The organism is Caenispirillum bisanense (genome assembly GCF_039523075.1).
In the GTDB taxonomy this organism is placed as follows: domain Bacteria; phylum Pseudomonadota; class Alphaproteobacteria; order Rhodospirillales; family Rhodospirillaceae; genus Caenispirillum; species Caenispirillum bisanense.
Genome location: NZ_BAAAEP010000074.1, coordinates 1 through 15,598 on the forward strand (window position 1 = coordinate 1; position 15,598 = coordinate 15,598).

16 protein-coding genes and 1 pseudogene are annotated in these 15,598 nt (G+C 65.1%); 13 read left to right on the forward strand and 4 right to left on the reverse strand.

Features of this window, described 5'->3' with window-relative positions:
* The 7 genes from ABD056_RS21095 to ABD056_RS21125 form a co-directional block, all read left to right on the forward strand.
* A partial coding sequence (locus ABD056_RS21095) for a helix-turn-helix domain-containing protein (protein WP_425545069.1) occupies window positions 1-208 on the forward strand: 208 nt, incomplete at its 5' end.
* Window positions 209-347: 139 nt separating this feature from the next.
* Complete coding sequence (locus ABD056_RS21100; protein ID WP_343870021.1) at window positions 348-710, forward strand: hypothetical protein; 363 nt, start codon at window positions 348-350, stop codon at window positions 708-710.
* Complete coding sequence (locus ABD056_RS21105; protein WP_343870024.1) at window positions 707-952, forward strand: hypothetical protein; 246 nt, start codon at window positions 707-709, stop codon at window positions 950-952. The genes ABD056_RS21100 and ABD056_RS21105 overlap by 4 nt, the downstream gene beginning before the upstream one ends.
* 234 nt (window positions 953-1,186) lie before the next feature.
* Complete coding sequence (locus ABD056_RS21110) at window positions 1,187-1,834, forward strand: hypothetical protein (RefSeq protein WP_343870027.1); 648 nt, start codon at window positions 1,187-1,189, stop codon at window positions 1,832-1,834.
* Window positions 1,827-3,425 (forward strand): AAA family ATPase, encoded by a 1,599-nt coding sequence (locus ABD056_RS21115; protein ID WP_343870029.1) that lies wholly within the window; start codon window positions 1,827-1,829, stop codon window positions 3,423-3,425. Before ABD056_RS21110 ends, ABD056_RS21115 begins: the two co-directional genes overlap by 8 nt.
* Before the next feature lie 101 nt (window positions 3,426-3,526).
* Window positions 3,527-3,769: a PB1 domain-containing protein gene (locus ABD056_RS21120; protein WP_343870031.1), complete on the forward strand. Its 243-nt coding sequence runs from the start codon at window positions 3,527-3,529 to the stop codon at window positions 3,767-3,769.
* Between the two features lie 30 nt (window positions 3,770-3,799).
* On the forward strand, window positions 3,800-5,761 hold the full coding sequence (locus ABD056_RS21125) for a hypothetical protein (RefSeq protein WP_343870032.1): 1,962 nt from the start codon (window positions 3,800-3,802) through the stop codon (window positions 5,759-5,761).
* Window positions 5,762-5,850: 89 nt separating this feature from the next.
* Here the strand turns inward: ABD056_RS21125 and ABD056_RS21130 are convergent.
* Window positions 5,851-7,140: pseudogene (locus ABD056_RS21130) on the reverse strand (tyrosine-type recombinase/integrase).
* A 172-nt stretch (window positions 7,141-7,312) separates the two neighbouring features.
* On the opposite strand from ABD056_RS21130, the gene ABD056_RS22980 reads away from it, so the two are divergent.
* Window positions 7,313-7,399: a small membrane protein YohP gene (locus ABD056_RS22980; protein ID WP_486303418.1), complete on the forward strand. Its 87-nt coding sequence runs from the start codon at window positions 7,313-7,315 to the stop codon at window positions 7,397-7,399.
* Window positions 7,400-7,431: 32 nt separating this feature from the next.
* Here ABD056_RS22980 and ABD056_RS21135 read toward each other — a convergent pair whose 3' ends face one another.
* Together ABD056_RS21135 and ABD056_RS21140 are read right to left on the reverse strand one after the other, a co-directional pair.
* Complete coding sequence (locus tag ABD056_RS21135; RefSeq protein WP_343870034.1) at window positions 7,432-8,847, reverse strand: sensor histidine kinase; 1,416 nt, start codon at window positions 8,845-8,847, stop codon at window positions 7,432-7,434.
* A 2-nt stretch (window positions 8,848-8,849) separates the two neighbouring features.
* Window positions 8,850-9,515, reverse strand: a complete 666-nt coding sequence (locus ABD056_RS21140; protein WP_343870036.1) for a response regulator transcription factor — start codon at window positions 9,513-9,515, stop codon at window positions 8,850-8,852.
* 63 nt (window positions 9,516-9,578) lie between these two features.
* On the opposite strand from ABD056_RS21140, the gene ABD056_RS21145 reads away from it, so the two are divergent.
* From ABD056_RS21145 to ABD056_RS21160, 4 genes are all read left to right on the forward strand, one after another.
* Entirely contained in the window at window positions 9,579-10,673 is a 1,095-nt protein-coding gene (locus tag ABD056_RS21145) for an ABC transporter substrate-binding protein (RefSeq protein WP_343870038.1), read from the forward strand.
* 302 nt (window positions 10,674-10,975) lie between these two features.
* A complete protein-coding gene (locus ABD056_RS21150) occupies window positions 10,976-11,968 on the forward strand; it encodes a Bug family tripartite tricarboxylate transporter substrate binding protein (protein ID WP_343870040.1) in 993 nt (330 codons plus the stop codon).
* The gene (locus ABD056_RS21155; RefSeq protein WP_343870042.1) at window positions 11,965-12,399 is read left to right on the forward strand and encodes a tripartite tricarboxylate transporter TctB family protein; all 435 of its coding nucleotides are present in this window, start codon (window positions 11,965-11,967) and stop codon (window positions 12,397-12,399) included. The genes ABD056_RS21150 and ABD056_RS21155 overlap by 4 nt, the downstream gene beginning before the upstream one ends.
* A gap of 3 nt (window positions 12,400-12,402) precedes the next feature.
* On the forward strand, window positions 12,403-13,941 hold the full coding sequence (locus ABD056_RS21160) for a tripartite tricarboxylate transporter permease (RefSeq protein ID WP_343870044.1): 1,539 nt from the start codon (window positions 12,403-12,405) through the stop codon (window positions 13,939-13,941).
* 111 nt (window positions 13,942-14,052) lie between these two features.
* Here ABD056_RS21160 and acuI read toward each other — a convergent pair whose 3' ends face one another.
* Window positions 14,053-15,057: an acrylyl-CoA reductase (NADPH) gene (gene acuI, locus ABD056_RS21165; RefSeq protein WP_343870046.1), complete on the reverse strand. Its 1,005-nt coding sequence runs from the start codon at window positions 15,055-15,057 to the stop codon at window positions 14,053-14,055.
* Window positions 15,058-15,135: 78 nt separating this feature from the next.
* Between acuI and ABD056_RS21170 the strand changes: the two genes are divergently transcribed.
* Window positions 15,136-15,598, forward strand: a 463-nt coding sequence (locus ABD056_RS21170; RefSeq protein WP_343870049.1) for a hypothetical protein, incomplete at its 3' end; no start/stop codon positions are given.

The following is a 15,598-nucleotide window of genomic DNA, read 5'->3' on the forward strand; positions in this document are numbered from 1 at the left end:
CGCCTGCCCTGAGGCGTTTCAACCCGAGATTTCTTGCCTCGGGTGGTCCAAGGTCAGGGAGCGGCTCAAGGAGGAGCTTGCCTTTCAGTCGGGCTTGCACAGAACCTACATCAGCGGCGTTGAGCGCGGGGTCCGTAATCCAACCGTCCTGGTGCTGGAGCAAATTGCCAATGCGCTAGGAATCTCGCCTGCGCAGCTCTTGGAGTGAATGTAGCGGCTGTTTGAATTCGCGCCTGGAGTCGTAGCTCCCCGTGCTCGAATAAGGCTCCCGCGCTTCGCATGAAAAACAGCGCGCCCCGCATACACATGTGCACTTTCTAAAATTCGCCGATCGACCAGGGGGAGTAATGGCTGCTGAATTCGTGAGCTTGCCCAAAGAAGCGTGGGCGCTGATTGGTGCGGCAATTACTGCCGCTGTAGCTTATCTCGTTGGCCACCTTTCTACCGGAACCCAGCTAAGGGTAGCCATGATCCAGGCCGAAAAGGACATCTGCATACACCGGGAACGAGTACTAGTTGATGCGGAAGGACGGCGAGAAAGTCGCATGCTTGAACGCCTGGAATCCGCCCACCAGACCTTGGCCGAGGTTTCAATGGCATTTTCACTAACTGGGATGTACTTCACAGACGAGACAATATTACGGTTGAGCAGTTTAGGGAGTGGCATCTTGGATATTGCCGCAAAGTTGAAAGAATTCTCATTCACGTGAGTTTTTACCTTCCTGAGGCGTCAGACCTGATGAACGCCCTTTATGGTCACATGAACGTCTTTTGGGGAGAGATGGAGGGAATGTTGGTCGCCCATAAGGAAGGCAAGCCAGACATCAAGGCGCAGCGCCGGGAAAAGGCGTATGGGGCTTCCACCCAGATCAATGCCAATAGCGCTCAGATCCGACGCCTGATCGAATTAGCCGCGCATCCCGCGGCTGCGCCAACAGGGGTCCGCTCTTGAACTTGCTCCCGTCAGCGGATCATCGTGCAAACTAGAGCTCTTTGTTGCGCTTCCCTCAGCGAGGTCGCTCGATTTGCGGGCTGCTTGCATCCTCTGCAGCTATTCGGCAGGTGATGGTTGCAACCGCCACAGCGTTCGCGATACAGCTAAATAATCTGCGGCCGAGGGATCCGACCTTCCTGTCAGTTGCGGCGATACCGGTAGTTTTCTCCGTTGGGGAGGGGCGGATAGAGGATGCCAATTGCATACAGCGATGAGCCCACGCGCCAGTTCCGCGATGCCATGCGGCTCCTCTTCATACTTGCGCAGGCCGGCGAAGACGTAGGCAAACCACCACCCGTCCCTGGAGCGGTTAAGGTCGTTGTTGCTCAGAAGAAGCTCCAGAAATTGGACTTCTTCGTTCGTAATCCTGATCACTTAGCTGAAGCGCTTCTTGACAGGCACCAAGCCACGGGCGAACGGCAATGGCTTCAAGAAGCTCGTTCAATTCTGGATTCGGAAGAGCCCGAAATTCGACGTGACGCAATGGCAAAATACCTTTTCGGGGCCTACGAACCGATTGATACGGGCATGGCTCCTCTAGTGAGCTACGGGCTTGCTGAATGTCGCCGCCACCCGGACACGAAAGTGATGCGGTTCTTCCTACTCGGGAGAGGGGCCGAGGTAGCAAACACTATTGCGGCGGAAATGGAGGAGGCGCGATGGTACGTGGCCCGCGCCGCTCTGGTAGGCGCGCTTTGCGGAGGCATGTCCGCCCAGGATATTGCGGACATGCAATATCGTCAGCCTGAGTATGCGAACGCCCCGCATGGCGAAACAATATCATCGATTGCCGCTCGGGTTCGCCAGCGACTGAAGGATTTGGAGTCTGTACATGGCTGACGAACAGGTGATTGCGCCATTCGCGGAAACCGTTGCGAAGCGCGCCAAGGTCGATGTGCAGGATGTGGAAGCCGTTCTTGAGTCCATTGATGTGCGCGAAGCCAGCGGCACGCACCGAGCCGAGAGCCTCGTGGTCCGGCGAGTCTATTTTAGCGGGACCAAGGCCGGAAAAGACGTCGCGAATGAGGATTTCGCGTTCGAATGGAACGATCTTGGCACGGGGCTCTGGGGCATACTTAGTGACGGCCTCAACCTCATAGGGAAGACCACCATAATGGAGGTCATCCTGTGGGCGCTCCGCGGCCGGTCGCGTGGCCTAAAGAGCGAGGTCCGCGCATGGATTCAAAGCGTAGAGGTAGCCTTCTCCATCGGCATCGATCAGTACCGCGTAACTTTTACGGACGTGACTGAAGGCGCACAGGGCTCGCTAATCCATGAAGGTCCGGGCGCGGCCAGGACCTTGGCCGTCTTCAGTGGAGACGAGCAGTTCGAGCGTGTCATGGACAATCTCATGACAGAGCGCTTTGCCTTACCGCCCATTCAAAATCTCTCGGGCGAAGATGACGGCGGGCCACAGGAGTCGACGCATCGATGGCCTGCATATGCGCGGTCCCTCTTCATAGAAGGATCACATCCGGCGATCCTAGGGGATATCGCGGTTGGAGGCCTCTGGTGGCGGATGCTTCAGCTATTTGTTGGCTTGCCTTACGCAGATACCTTGATGGCCATCCGTCATGCCCTCGCCTTCGATAAAGCGGGAAAAGGGAGCGGAAGGCACAGCCAATTCGCCAATGAGGACATTGTTCGTCTACAGAAAGCGCTCGCCAGCGAAGAGGGGAAACTTAGGGCAATGGGGAGCAAAACTACCAATCTCCGAGAGGTAGATGAACTTACTTTAGCAAACGCAAAGCTAGCGAAAGAAATTGCTGGCGTTCAAGCTCGCCAAGCCACCGCTGAACGCACTGCAGAACAGGCTAAGGCCGAGTGGGACCTAGCCCGCGCCGAACTTAGACGGCTAAAAGAGGGGGCGGGCACGCGCAAGATATTCTCTGGGCTCAAACCCGTTTGTTGCCCCCGATGCTCTAATCCCTTCCCAGAAGATCGGGTGGCGCATGAGGATAGCGGTCGCTGTTCTGTGTGTGACCGGACGGGGCTCGTCGATGACCCTGACGGCTACAACGAACGCTTGGCCGCAGCGGTAGAGCGGGAAGCTGACTTAAAGCGGCTTCACCGTGCAGCGAGCCAGGAAGCTGCCAATCTCGGGGAGAGCGCCCTTCAGAAGGAGCGTGATCGGAAAGCCATCATGGAGCGGCTCGCGTATCTCGAGACCCTTGCTGAGACGCTATCAGCCCGTAGGCGGCAAGAAAACGTGATCGAACGTCTGAAGGGTGCGCTGGACGAAGTCAAGCGCTCTGTCACGCCGACCAAGGAGGATGCTCCAGAAGCCGTCCAGACGTTCTCCGCGCTGCAGAAAAGGTGGCAGAGGCGCGTGTGCAAGAGACCGGCGCAGGACAACTGCGGGAGCTCGAGCGCGAGATTGTTGACGTTGGCGGCCGCATTGGATTTCGGGGCCTTGAGAAGGTCCTCATAAAGGGCAACGGCATCACCCTCACCGTTTCCGGAAAGCAGAGCTCATACACCGGACAAACTCCCGGCCAGAGGCTGCGCCTGCGTATTGCCTTGGTGATCGCCATGATGCGCCTGGCCCAGAAGACGGGCGTTGGCCACCACCCGGGTGTGCTCTTTATAGACTCGCCGGGTAGCGAAGAAGTCGGCGACGACGATCTGCAAGCGATGCTGAAGGAAATCTCTGCGCTGGCCGCCGAAACGGGCCGGTTACAGGTTTTCCTGGCGACTGCTCGGGGGAATGTCGCCAAGCCTGCTTTCATACCGAAAAATATTCGCGCTCCCACCGAAGCGGGAACTATGTTTTGAAGCCGCTCTCGTTATTGAGAGGAGGAACACGTGCTCGCGGAGCGATTGGCTGCCTTTGAAGCCCCCTCCCTCGATGAGCTTGGGGGGCTAGCTGCTTTAAGCGCTGAGGCGGAAACCCTGCGTGGTGACGTCCACGCTGACAGGCTGATCGCAGCTCTCGTTGACGCGAATGCGCTGGGGGATACGGTCGACCTTTTGGTGGGCATCGTTGCGGAGAACCCTTTCCCGCTTGTGATCCACTCTGTGATTGCTCAGTTAGCCGCAGCTCCCCTTCCGAACGAGCTTAAGCCGGGTTTAACCACGGCGATCTTGAGCCGCATAGGCACGAGACAGACGCCCCCTGAGGCCGACATGGCCTCCGAATGCTTGGCGGGAGCGTACTTGCTGTCAACTGCAGGCCATTTTTCGCGATTTCGATTAATGTCGTGCCTGGAAGAAGTCCTGCAGAACGACCCTCCTCATTTCATCCGCAGGGCGGCGGTGATTGCCGGTCTCAGCTGGGCTCGGGATCGGATGCCCGAGATGAAAGGCGTTCTTCAGCGTTTGGCTGCGAATGAGGAGGCCGGCGACCAAGCCACCTATGAGCTCGCTCTCACCCAACTGGATGAGGCGCTAACTGCGCCAGATCAAGCCAGCATGATTGCAGGCCTGAAGTTCGCTGAAGACACATTCTCAAAAGCGCTGGAACAGAACCCTGACCTAGAGGAGGCTGAAGCGCTCGGGGCATCTATCCGGGCTTTGGTCCTGTTCTGCGATGACGCTTCCTCTGCAGCCATTGAAGAACAGGTCGACAAAGCGAAGGCGTCTGCATTGAGCAGGCAGAACGAGCTCGACCATCGATCTCTCAGATCATGGCTCCGCCCAAGAATTGATGCCGAACTCGCTTGGTACGAGCTTACGAATGCACTGCAAACACTTTCCGGTGAATTAACAAAGCGCTCCTGGCTTAGGGCAGTGCCCGTGCTGGAGCGAGTGGCGGCACTTCGGCGGGCACTTATCCCTCTCGCAGCAGCGTCGGCAGGAGATACCCTCCGGAAGGCAGTCGCAGATCGGCTCGCGAACAGCTTCTTGGAGCGCGAAGGGCTTCGCGCGCACTTACAAGCTTGGGTGCTGGATGGCGCTACGAGCGAAGAGGACAAAGCCGAGGGCCGCAGGCTTCTTACTGAGCTAGAAGAAAAGGCAAAATCGCCGGGAAAAGCAATTGGGCCGGCAATGCGCCCCAACGCTTCCGGCCCAACTGATGACATATTTTCGCAGGAGAACCCTCGGATCCGCGAAATGCTGGCGACAGTCCTTCAGTCAAAGCGCGCCGTTACTTCGGCCTCGGTAGAATCCGCTTTTTCTCGCTTGTCCGGCGATATGGAAAACCATCCGGATTTCGCAGGATCAGCCCGCCATGATGTTGAGCTTATCCTATTTCACTCGTTGCGGTTCTTGCACGCTTGCCTGGATATAGGCAGCGTCATGGCTGGCGAGGTGTTCGGCTTTTTGTTTGAAAAAGGGGGCGCCAAGCCACTAGAAGTCGAACTACAGCGAGCCTTGCTTCACTGGCTTAAGGCGCAGGCGATTGGCTTCCCCGAGCACACAATTGTGCCCGAAGCACACGATGTTGCGTCTGGGCGCGCAGACCTAGCAATCATATTGCCAACTTGGAGATTTATTATCGAGGTCAAGCGTGAATACAAAGACGGTTCGCAGGAAGGTTTGAAGAAATATCTGGGTCAGACTGCTGGGTACATTTCCACAAAGCCCCGCATTGGGATGCTCGCGGCGCTGGACCTTTGCGCGCAAAAAACGTGGCCGTTCGATTTTGATGATAACTGTTGGGTTGAAGCTGTCCAAATGGCCGAGGTAGCAGACGGCATCGATCGTCGCGTCATCGTGATTCGCATCCCTGGCTGCCGTAAGGTGCCGTCCTCGGTTAAGACTCCATCTGCTTCCCCGGATCGAAGGAGGCCGCTGCGGAAGAAGCGCGTGGACAAGGCAAATTGAGATTGGCTCTGAGAAGTTCGATCGACAGTAACCAGCCGTGAAATCGGCAGGCTCCGGTGCCCAGTGGGTTCTTACCGAACAACAGGGGGTCAGCGGCGCTGTGACATAGGGACGGCGTAGCTCTCGACGGCAAATCCATATGATGGTGCTGTCTCGCGGATGCGGCGTGCAACATAGGTGTGGGCCAGGTGCCCATAGACCCGTTCCACCATCCGGGTGTCTTTGTGGCCGAGATTGTGTGCCACGACAATTAGCTCTGCACCATTCATCACCGCCAGGCTCGCCCAGGTGTGGCGAAGCTCGTGAAAGGTGAACGACGGCTCAAGTCCAGCTCGGGCACAAGCCGCTTTGAATGGCCGACGATGAAGATCGCGGCCCCAGCGCTCGCCGCAGGCTCGGCGTAGCAGTGGGTCGTTGAGCGTATGCCCGACGGTCAGAGCCAGGCAGAGGGCGACGCCTTCATCCTACAGCACGATGTGGCGGGAACGATTGTTCTTGCTCCTGCGGACATAGAGGGTGCCGTTGCGAGCATCGAAGTCGCGCACGTCGAAGGCGCACAGTTCACCGTAGCGGGCCCCTGTCAGCAGCGCCAGTTGCACCAGTTCGCGAAGCCCAGGTTCGCACGTGTTGACCAAGCGGCATGAATGTTCCTCGGTCAGATAATTGCTGCGAGGGCGATCGACCTCTTTGTAGGCCTCCACACGCATCCACACATCCCTGCTCTTGGCGATGCGGCCTGCCTTCCATGCTCTGTTAAGGGCGGCTCGCAAATAGACCAGGTAACCGTTGGACCGACGTCGGGCTTTTCGGTCGGCCTCCTCCTGGTCGGGACCTTCGGTCCGGTACGCCGGTGCGCGCCCGGTGACGGTTCGCGTGCGGGGCTTGCTCCGCCGAATTTTGGCTCGCCATGCTTCAAGGCAATCCGTGGTCAAATCCTCTGTGTCCAGATGACCGAGTTCGGGCAGGATGTAGGCATTCGCGTAGATCTCAACGTGGCGAGCTGACTTCTTTGCGTCGCTCAGCCAGGCAATGTAATCGGCCATACATTGGGCCACGGTGTAGGGGCCTTTAGGCCGCCCCAGCTTGGTGCGGGCTGCGATGTCCTGGAACCACTCCCGCGCCTTCGCCTGGGCCTGATCGAAGGACAATGCGGTGAGGCCGTCGGCATCGAAGGTATCATCAGCGGTACCCAGCGTAGTGTGGATCTGCCGGCCGGCCCGGCTGCGCCAGCGGGCGACCCAGCGGCCCACCCGCTTGCCCTTACGGTAGCCGAGATAGCAACCATGGCTCATCCTTGCCCAGTAGGGCTCCGGGTTGGGAACAAGACAGTCGCGAGCCGACCGGCTGTCAAGGCGGTGGTCACGTATCCGACGGGCCATTCGTCATCCTCCACGGAAAAAAGGCGGAAAATCCGCTCCCGGACTGTGCCGTACCATAGAGGATGAGTATGGACTAAGTCATTGATTTTTCTATATCCACCGGCGTCTACCCGCCTCCACCAAAGTTACAGAACCTCGATTTCCAAGCTTACGGCACGGAAAGGAGACCCCCATGCTCAGGTTCATCGGCGGCACCGTCGGCGTCATCTTCCTCATCGGCCTGCTGGTGGTCGTCGGGTTGCTGGCTTTAATTTTTTAGTTGGTCCCCGGCTTGTCCTCGCCGGGCGGGGCTCACCCCTCGCCCATGGCGCGCGGCAGGGTGAGGGTGACGCGCAGGCCGCCGCCGGGGGTGTCGCCCAGGGTCAGGCTGCCGCCGTGCAGCACGGCGATGTCGCGGCAGATGGGCAGGCCGAGGCCGGTGCCGCCGCCGCCATCGCGGCTGTCGGCGGCGCCGCCGCGGGCGAAGCGTTCCAGCGCCGCCGCCCGCTGGGCCGGGGCGATGCCGGGGCCGTGATCCTCCACCTCCAGCCGCACGGCAGCCGCATCGGCGCTCACCCGCACGGTGGCGGCGCCGGGCGCGGCGTGGCGGGCGGCGTTGTCGATCAGGTTCAGCAGCACCTCGCGCAGCAGCACCGGCGCGCCGCGCACCAGCACCGGCGCCACCGCCACCTCCAGCGCCAGTTCCAGGCCGAGGCGCAGGGCGGCAGGCGCCCGTTCCCCCGTCACTTCCTCCGCCAGCAGCGCCATGTCGACGGCAACGAAGCCCTCCCGCGTCGCCCGCGCCTCGTCCATGCGGGCGAGCAGCAGCAACTGGCCGGTCAGGCGCTCGGCATCGCGGGCGGCGCGCTCGGCCCGTTCCAGCGGCACCCGCGCCGCCGGCGGCAGGTCGCTGCGCAGGGCCAGCGCCAGGTTGCTCTGCACGATGGCAAGCGGTGTGCGCATCTGGTGGCCGAGGGTGCCGGTGAACTGCCGCAAGCCCTCCACCGCCGTGCGCAGACGGTCGATGAAGGCGTTGATGGCGTCCACCAGATCGGCGGTTTCGCGCGGCGCGGCGTGGTCGATGGGACGCAGGTCGTCGGGACTGCGGCGGCCGACGGCGGTGCCGAGGTCGGCCAGCGGTCGCAGGCCACGGCTGATGCCGAGCCACACCACGGCGGCGACGATCACCGCCAGCGCCGTCAGCCGGCTGGCCAGCCGGGTGAGGGTCTCCCGCGCCAGGGCCTGCCGTCCCTGGGTCGTCTCCGCCACCACCACCGTGTAGCCGGCGCTGCGCCGGGCGTCGGAGGCAATGCCGATGACGGCGGCGGCGCGCACCGGCACGCCCTGATACTCGGCATCGTAGAACACCGGGTTGCCGGGCATGCGCGGCAGCGCCTCCGCCTCCGGCAGCGGCAGGTCCTTGTAGCCGGTGACCAGGGCGCCGTCGCGGGCCCGCACCAGATAGAACACCCGGTTGTCGCCGACCGAGGTCAGCATCTCCAGCGCCACATAGGGCAGGTCCACCTCCAGGCTGCCGTCGTTGGCGATGGTGACGCGGTCGGAGATGGAGAGCGCCGAGCCCGCCAGGGTGCGGTCGGCCACCGCCGTCGCCAGATGCAGGGCGTGGTAGTAGGCTTCGGCGGCGATCAGGGCGCCGAGGCCGAACAGCGGCACCAGCAGCCACACCAGCAGATTGCGGCGCAGGGACCGGCGCGGAAGCCCCCGCATGCTCAGCCCGCCTCCAGCACGTAGCCGAGGCCGCGCAGGCTGCGGATGCGGATGCCGGCCGGCTCCAGCTTGCGGCGCAGGCGGCTCATGTACAGCTCGACGGCGCTTTCGGTCAGCGGGTCGCCGAAGCTGGAGACGGCATCGGCCAGTTCCTGCTTGGTCACCACCCGCTCGCCCCGCACCACCAGGGCTTCCAGCAGGTCCAGCTCGCGGCGCGGCAGGTCGAGCGCGGCGCCGTGGAGGGTGGCGCGGCGGCTGGCGACGTCGAAGGTCAGCGGCCCCACCGCCACCACGCCCCCCTGCGCCCCCACCCGCCGCCGCAGCAGGGCGCGCACGCGGGCCTCGAACTCGGCGATGTCGAAGGGCTTGGTCAGGTAGTCGTCGGCCCCGAGGTCGAGCCCGCGCACCCGGTCGTCGAGGGCGCCGCGGGCGGTCAGCACCAGCACGGCGGTATCGTCGCGCCGGCGCCGCAGCCGCTTCAGCACCTCCAGCCCGTCGAGCCCCGGCAGGCCGAGGTCGAGCACCGCCAGATCGAACGTCTCGGCGCTGAGGACCGCATCGGCGCCCTCGCCGTCGGTGGCGATGTCGACGGCGTGGCCGTCGGCGCGCAGCAACTGCTCCAGCGTCGCCGCCAGTTCCGGGTTATCCTCGACGACAAGAATCCGCATGGGGCGCGACTCGGCGGCAGTTTTCGGCTTGCCTGGAAGTCAGGGGTGTCCAAGATATGGCACATGCCCTGCTTCACCGCCAGAATCCTGCTCGCCCTCTGCTTGCTGCTGCCTTCGGCGGCGGCGTGGGGCGGCACCACCAAAACCTTCCCGGCGCCGCAGACGGCGGTGGAGGGGCTGGCGCTGCAGCTGGTCATCTACGGCACCACCGACACCGGCCTGTTCACGCCGGTCATCCGCGCCTTCCAGCAGCAGCGGCCGACGGTGACCGTGGTCTACCACGAGCTGCAGTCGGAAGAGACCGACGAACGGGTGCGGGCGGAAACCGAAGCCGGCGGCCCCACCGCCGACTTCGTCCTCAGTTCGGCCATGGACCTGCAGTTCAAGCTGGCGAACGACGGCTTCGCCCAGCGGGTGGACGTGCCCTCGGCGCAGGAACTGCCGCCGTGGGCGGTCTGGCGCGACACCGCCTTCGGCCTCACCTTCGAACCGACGGTGATGGTCTACCACCGCCCGACCTTCGCCGAGCGGGCGCCGCCGCGCACGCGGGCCGACCTGCGCCAGCTGCTCGGCGACGACGCCTGGGAAGAAGCACTGGCCGGCCGCATCGGCACCTACGACATCAGCCGCAGCGGCCTCGGCTTCCTGCTGCTGGCGCGCGATGCCGACGTCGACCCCGACCTGTGGGATCTGGTGTCGCTGATGGGGCGGGCGGGGGTGAAGCTCTACACCGACTCCGCCGCCATCATCGACAAGACGGCGCAGGGGCGGCTCGCCTACGGCTACAACGTGCTCGGGTCCTACGCCGCCGCCATGGCGCCGGAGCGGCCGGACCTCGGCATCATCGTGCCGGAGGATTTCGTCGTCGTGCTGTCGCGCATCGGCCTCGTGCCCCGGCTGGCGCGGACGCCGGAGGCGGGGCGGCTGTTCCTGGATTTCCTCGCCTCCCGCGCCGGGCAGACGGTGCTGGCCAACGACGTCAACCTGAACGCCCTGCACCCCGCCGTCCAGGGCGCCAACACCATGGCGGCGCTGGTGGCGGAGGCGGAAACCACCATCCGCCCCATCCGCGTCGGGGCCGGCCTGCTGGTCTACCGCGACCAGTCCAAGCGCCGCCGCCTGCTCGACCGCTGGCACCAGGCCCTGACGGTGCAATAGGCAGCGTCATTGCGCGAAGACGCCCCACGACGGACCGAAGGGATCATCCGGCCGGCGTGGGGAGTAATCATCTTATCCCCCCGATGACAGGTTCGCGACAGGTTCGCGGCGTACAGTCCTCCTGACCGCACGAGTCCAGATGGCAGCCATGCCGAAATTAGAAGGCTCGTCAGGTCAGGGAGGATGACGGCCAGCACCCGCCGGAGAACCGTCTCCGCCGGCCCTTCTCCTCCCGCCGCAGGGGCGCTTCCGACCGCCGGAGACGCCTGACCCCCGAAGTTCCGATGGGAGGAACCCGCACGATGTCTTTGCTTTCCCTGACCCGGCGCTCCCTTGCCGCCGCCGTCCTCGTCGCCGCCCTGCCGGTCGGCACCGCCGCCGCCTTCGAGCCGCAGCGCCCCGAGTGCATCGCCCCCGCCAACCCGGGCGGCGGCTGGGACTTCACCTGCCGTCAGGTCGGCAAGACCATGTATGACCTGAAGCTGGTGCCCTCGCCCATCCAGGTCACCAACATGACCGGCGGGTCCGGCGGCGTCGCCTTCGCCCATGTGGTGTCCAAGCGCGGCGGCCACGACAACGTGATCGTCGCCGCCTCCTCGGCCACCAGCACCCGCCTCGCCCAGGGCGCCTTCCCCGGCATGACCATGGACCAGGTGACCTGGCTCGGCTCCGTCGGTGCCGACTACGGCGTCATCGCCGTGTCCAAGGACAGCCCGCTCAACACGCTTCCCGAGCTGATGGACAAGATCAAGGCCGACCCCAACACCGTCGCCATCGCCGGCGGCTCGGCGGTGGGCGGCTGGGATCACCTGAAGGTGCTGGCGGCGGCCCGCAAGGCCGGCGTCGAGAACCTGCGCGCCATCAAGTACGTGCCCTTCGAGGGCGGCGGCGAGGCGGTGACGCAGCTGCTCGGCGGCCACGTCCAGGCCTTCACCGGCGACATCTCGGAAGCCAAGGGCTTCGTCGACTCGGGCGATCTCAAGGTGCTGGCGGTGCTGGCCCCGGAACGCCTGCCGGGCGAGTTCAACAAGTTCCCGACCGCCCGCGAACAGGGCATCGACTCGGTCGGCGCCAACTGGCGCGGCTTCTACGGCCCGGCCAACATGAAGGACGAGGCCCGCACCTACTGGGTCAACGCCATCGAGTCGGTCTACGAGTCCGAGGAATGGAAGCAGATCATGGAAACCAGCGGTCTGATGCCGCTGGACGTCGACGGTGACGACTTCACCGCCTTCGTGGCGCAGCAGGTGAAGGAAACCGAAGACCTGTCGCGCGAGATCGGTCTCGTCAAATGAGCAGCGATCGCGTCTTCGGAGGCGTCGGGCTCCTGCTCGCCGCCTTCTTCATCTGGCAGGCAACGCAGGTGGAACTGGGGTTCAGCAGCGATCCGCTGGGCCCCAGGGCTTTCCCGATCATCATCGGAGGCGTGATGGCACTCGCGTGCATCTACCCGCTCATCCGCCCGGACGAATCTCCCGACTGGCCGCCGCTCGGCCGCCTGCTGGAGATCGCCCTGGCGGTGGCGGTGATGACCGCCTACTCGCTTGCCCTGTCCGAAGTCGGCTTCCTGCTGGCGACGGCGGTGGCCGCGGCGATCCTGTCCTGGCGGCTGGGCAGCCGGCCGCTGGGCGCGGTGATCGCCGGGGTCGGCATCTCCGTCGGCATCTACGTCGTCTTCCATCTCATTCTCGGGCTGGCGCTGGCCCGTGGTCCCTGGGGGTTCTGAGCCATGGACGCACTCGCCTCCCTGATGGACGGGTTCGCCATTGCGCTGACGTGGCAGAACCTGGGCCTCGCCCTGCTGGGGTGCTTCCTCGGCACCATCATCGGCACCATGCCGGGCCTCGGCCCGTCCAACGGTGTCGCCATCCTGATCCCGGTGGCCTTCACCCTCGGCCTGCCGGCGACGCCGGCGCTGATCCTGCTGACCAGCGTCTACTACGGCGCCATGTACGGCGGCCGCATTTCGTCGATCCTGCTCAACATCCCCGGTGACGAGCCGGCGATGATGACCACCCTGGACGGTTACCCCATGGCCCGCCAGGGCCGCGCCGGCGAGGCGCTGGCGCTGTCGGGCGTGGCGTCGTTCGTGGGCGCCTTCTTCGCCACCTGGGGCCTCGTGTTCCTGTCGCCGCTGCTGGTGAAGGTGGCGCTGCTGTTCGGTCCGGCGGAATACTTCGCGCTGTTCGTGCTGGCCTTCGCCACGCTGGGCGGCGTCACCAGCCGCAACCAGTCCAAGGCCGCCTTTGCCGCCGCCCTCGGCCTTGCCATCGCCATGATCGGCGTCGACGGCCAGACCGGCATGCCGCGCTACACCTTCGGCAACGTCCACCTGTACGACGGCATCGACTTCCTGGTCGCCATCGTCGGCCTGTTCGCCCTGTCGGAAGTGTTCATCTTCCTTGAGCACCGCGGCGAGAGCGAGGCCTCGGGCAAGGATGCCAAGCCGCTCGGCCGCATCACCGTGCCGCTGAAGACGCTGAAGGAAACCAGCGGCACCATGGGCCGCTCCACCATCATCGGCTTCATCGCCGGCGTGCTGCCGGGGGCCGGTGCCTCGCTCGGGTCCTTCGTCGCCTATACGCTGGAAAAGCGCATGGTCGATCGCAAGGGCACCTTCGGCAAGGGCGATCCGCGCGGCGTGGTGGCGCCGGAAGCCGGCAACAACGCCGCCGCCGGTGGCGCCCTGGTGCCCATGCTGGCCCTCGGCGTGCCCGGTTCGGGCACCACGGCGGTGCTGCTGGCCATGCTGCTGGCGCTGAACATCACCCCCGGCCCGCTGCTGTTCACCAACAACCCGGACGTGGTGTGGGGCCTGATCGCCGCCCTGTTCATCGGCAACCTGATGCTGCTGGCGCTGAACATTCCGCTGGTCGGGCTGTTCGTGCGGGTGCTGTCGGTGCCGCCGCGCATCCTGATGCCGACCGTCGCCATGGTCGCCGCCGTCGGCATCTACGGCATCTCCGGCTCCACCTTCGACCTGCTGGTGATGGTCGGCTTTGGCGTCCTCGGCTGGGTCTTGCGCAAGCTGGACGTGCCGCTGGTGCCGGTGATCCTGGGCGTGCTGCTCGGCAACCTGATGGAAGCCAACCTGCGCCGCGCGCTCACCATTTCCAACGGCGACTGGTCCATCCTGGTGGGCTCGCCGCTGACCATCACGCTGTGGACGGTTGCCATCGTCGGCTTCGTGCTGCCGATGATCGTCGGACGCTTCTTCCGCATCCGCCGCGCCCATACCGCCGCCGGAGAGGGGGCGGACCCGGACTGACACGGCCGGGCCCTCCCGCACTCCCACCTCCCGCATCTCCGGCGGGGTCTGCCCCTCTCCCTCCTAACCCCGGGGAGAGGGGCTTTTTTTTCGCCTGCGTCCGCGCCCGCGTCAGCGGTCGACGTCGACCACTACGCGGCCGGTGACGCCGCCCTTGAGGATCTGCTTGCCCAGTTCCGGCAGGTCGGCCAGACCGACGTCCTGGATCATGGCATCCAGGCGGTCGAGCGGCAGGTCGGTGACGAGGCGCGCCCAGGCCGCCTCGCGCTCCGCCTTCGGCGCCATCACCGAGTCGATGCCGAGCAGGCTGATGCCGCGCAGCAGGAACGGCACCACCGTCGTCTCCAGCTTGTTGCCGCCGGCCAGTCCGACCGCCGCTACGGCGCCGCGGTACTTCATCTGCGGCAGGATGTTGGCGAGCATCTGGCCGCCCACCGCATCGACGCAGCCGGCCCAGCGCTCCTTCAGCAGCGGCCGGGTGACCGGCTCGGCGAAGTCGCTGCGCGGCACGATGACGCTGGCGCCGAGATCCTTCAGGTAGGCGTCGCTGTCGGCCTTGCCGGTCACCGCCTCCACCGTGTAGCCGAGGCGGGCGAGGATCGCCACCGCCACCGATCCGACGCCGCCGGTGGCGCCGGTGACCAGCACCGGGCCGCTGTCCGGGGTGATGCCGTGCGCCTCCAGCGCCATCACCGCCAGCATGGAGGTGAAGCCGGCGGTGCCGATGGCCATGGCGTGGCGGGCGTCCAGGCCGTCGGGCAGGCGCACCAGCCAGTCACCGTTCACCCGCGCCTTCTGGGAATAGCCGCCCCAATGCACCTCGCCCACCCGCCAGCCGGTCAGCACCACCCGGTCGCCGGGGGCGAAGGCGGGGGAGTCCGAGGCCTCGACGGTGCCGGCGAAATCCACCCCCGGCACATGCGGATAGTCGCGCACCAGATTGCCGAGGCCATTCAGCACCAGCCCGTCCTTGTAGTTCAGGGTGGAATGGGACACCCGCACCGTGACGTCGCCGGCCGGCAGGGCGCTGTCGGGCAGGGTCTTGATGGTGGGGGCCACCTTGCCGTCGTCGGACTTGTCCAGCACCAGGGCCTGGAACTCGGTCGCAGCTGTCATGTCGGGTCGTCCTCCGTGTGCGGTTCTTGCTTGGTGCGCCAACCTTAGCAGAGCGGCGGCAGGCCACAAACGCGGCCGATGGACGCAGGGCGCCGCTGCGGCTACAACAGCGCGGTGACGACACCGCCGACCAGCATCACCTTTCCCGGCCTCTACGACGCGGGGCGCGGCGACGGACCGCGCGACGCCCTGGTGCGGGCCACCCTGACGCGCCTGGAGATCCGCGACCGGCGCGGCCTGCTGCTGTCCGTCTGGCCCTATGCCGACGTGCTGCCGCGACCGCCGGAAGACCCCACCAAGGCCCTGCACGTCGGCTGCCGCACCAAGCCGGCGGCCGATCTGGCGGTGCTCGACCCGGCCTTCGCCGGCGTCCTGCGCGAGCGGCTGGCCGCCCTGCCGGGTGATGCCCGCAGCGCCCGTGCCGCCCGTGCCTCCGCTTCCGGGGCCGCCGCCGCCTATCGTCAGGCGGCACCGGCGGAGACCCCGGCCGCCGCCACCACCCCTCGCCCGCCGCGGGCGCCGCTGCGCCTGCCGCCGCTGC

Coding starts and splice junctions, on each gene's coding strand:
- ABD056_RS22980 (WP_486303418.1), top strand. CDS start 7,313: ATGCTCAGGTTCATCGGCGGCACCGTCGGCGTCATCTTCCTCATCGGC.
- ABD056_RS21150 (WP_343870040.1), top strand. CDS start 10,976: ATGTCTTTGCTTTCCCTGACCCGGCGCTCCCTTGCCGCCGCCGTCCTC.
- ABD056_RS21155 (WP_343870042.1), top strand. CDS start 11,965: ATGAGCAGCGATCGCGTCTTCGGAGGCGTCGGGCTCCTGCTCGCCGCC.
- ABD056_RS21140 (WP_343870036.1), bottom strand. CDS start 9,515: ATGCGGATTCTTGTCGTCGAGGATAACCCGGAACTGGCGGCGACGCTG.
- ABD056_RS21115 (WP_343870029.1), top strand. CDS start 1,827: ATGGCTGACGAACAGGTGATTGCGCCATTCGCGGAAACCGTTGCGAAG.
- ABD056_RS21100 (WP_343870021.1), top strand. CDS start 348: ATGGCTGCTGAATTCGTGAGCTTGCCCAAAGAAGCGTGGGCGCTGATT.
- ABD056_RS21145 (WP_343870038.1), top strand. CDS start 9,579: ATGCCCTGCTTCACCGCCAGAATCCTGCTCGCCCTCTGCTTGCTGCTG.
- acuI (WP_343870046.1), bottom strand. CDS start 15,057: ATGACAGCTGCGACCGAGTTCCAGGCCCTGGTGCTGGACAAGTCCGAC.
- ABD056_RS21160 (WP_343870044.1), top strand. CDS start 12,403: ATGGACGCACTCGCCTCCCTGATGGACGGGTTCGCCATTGCGCTGACG.
- ABD056_RS21120 (WP_343870031.1), top strand. CDS start 3,527: ATGATGCGCCTGGCCCAGAAGACGGGCGTTGGCCACCACCCGGGTGTG.
- ABD056_RS21135 (WP_343870034.1), bottom strand. CDS start 8,847: ATGCGGGGGCTTCCGCGCCGGTCCCTGCGCCGCAATCTGCTGGTGTGG.
- ABD056_RS21110 (WP_343870027.1), top strand. CDS start 1,187: ATGCCAATTGCATACAGCGATGAGCCCACGCGCCAGTTCCGCGATGCC.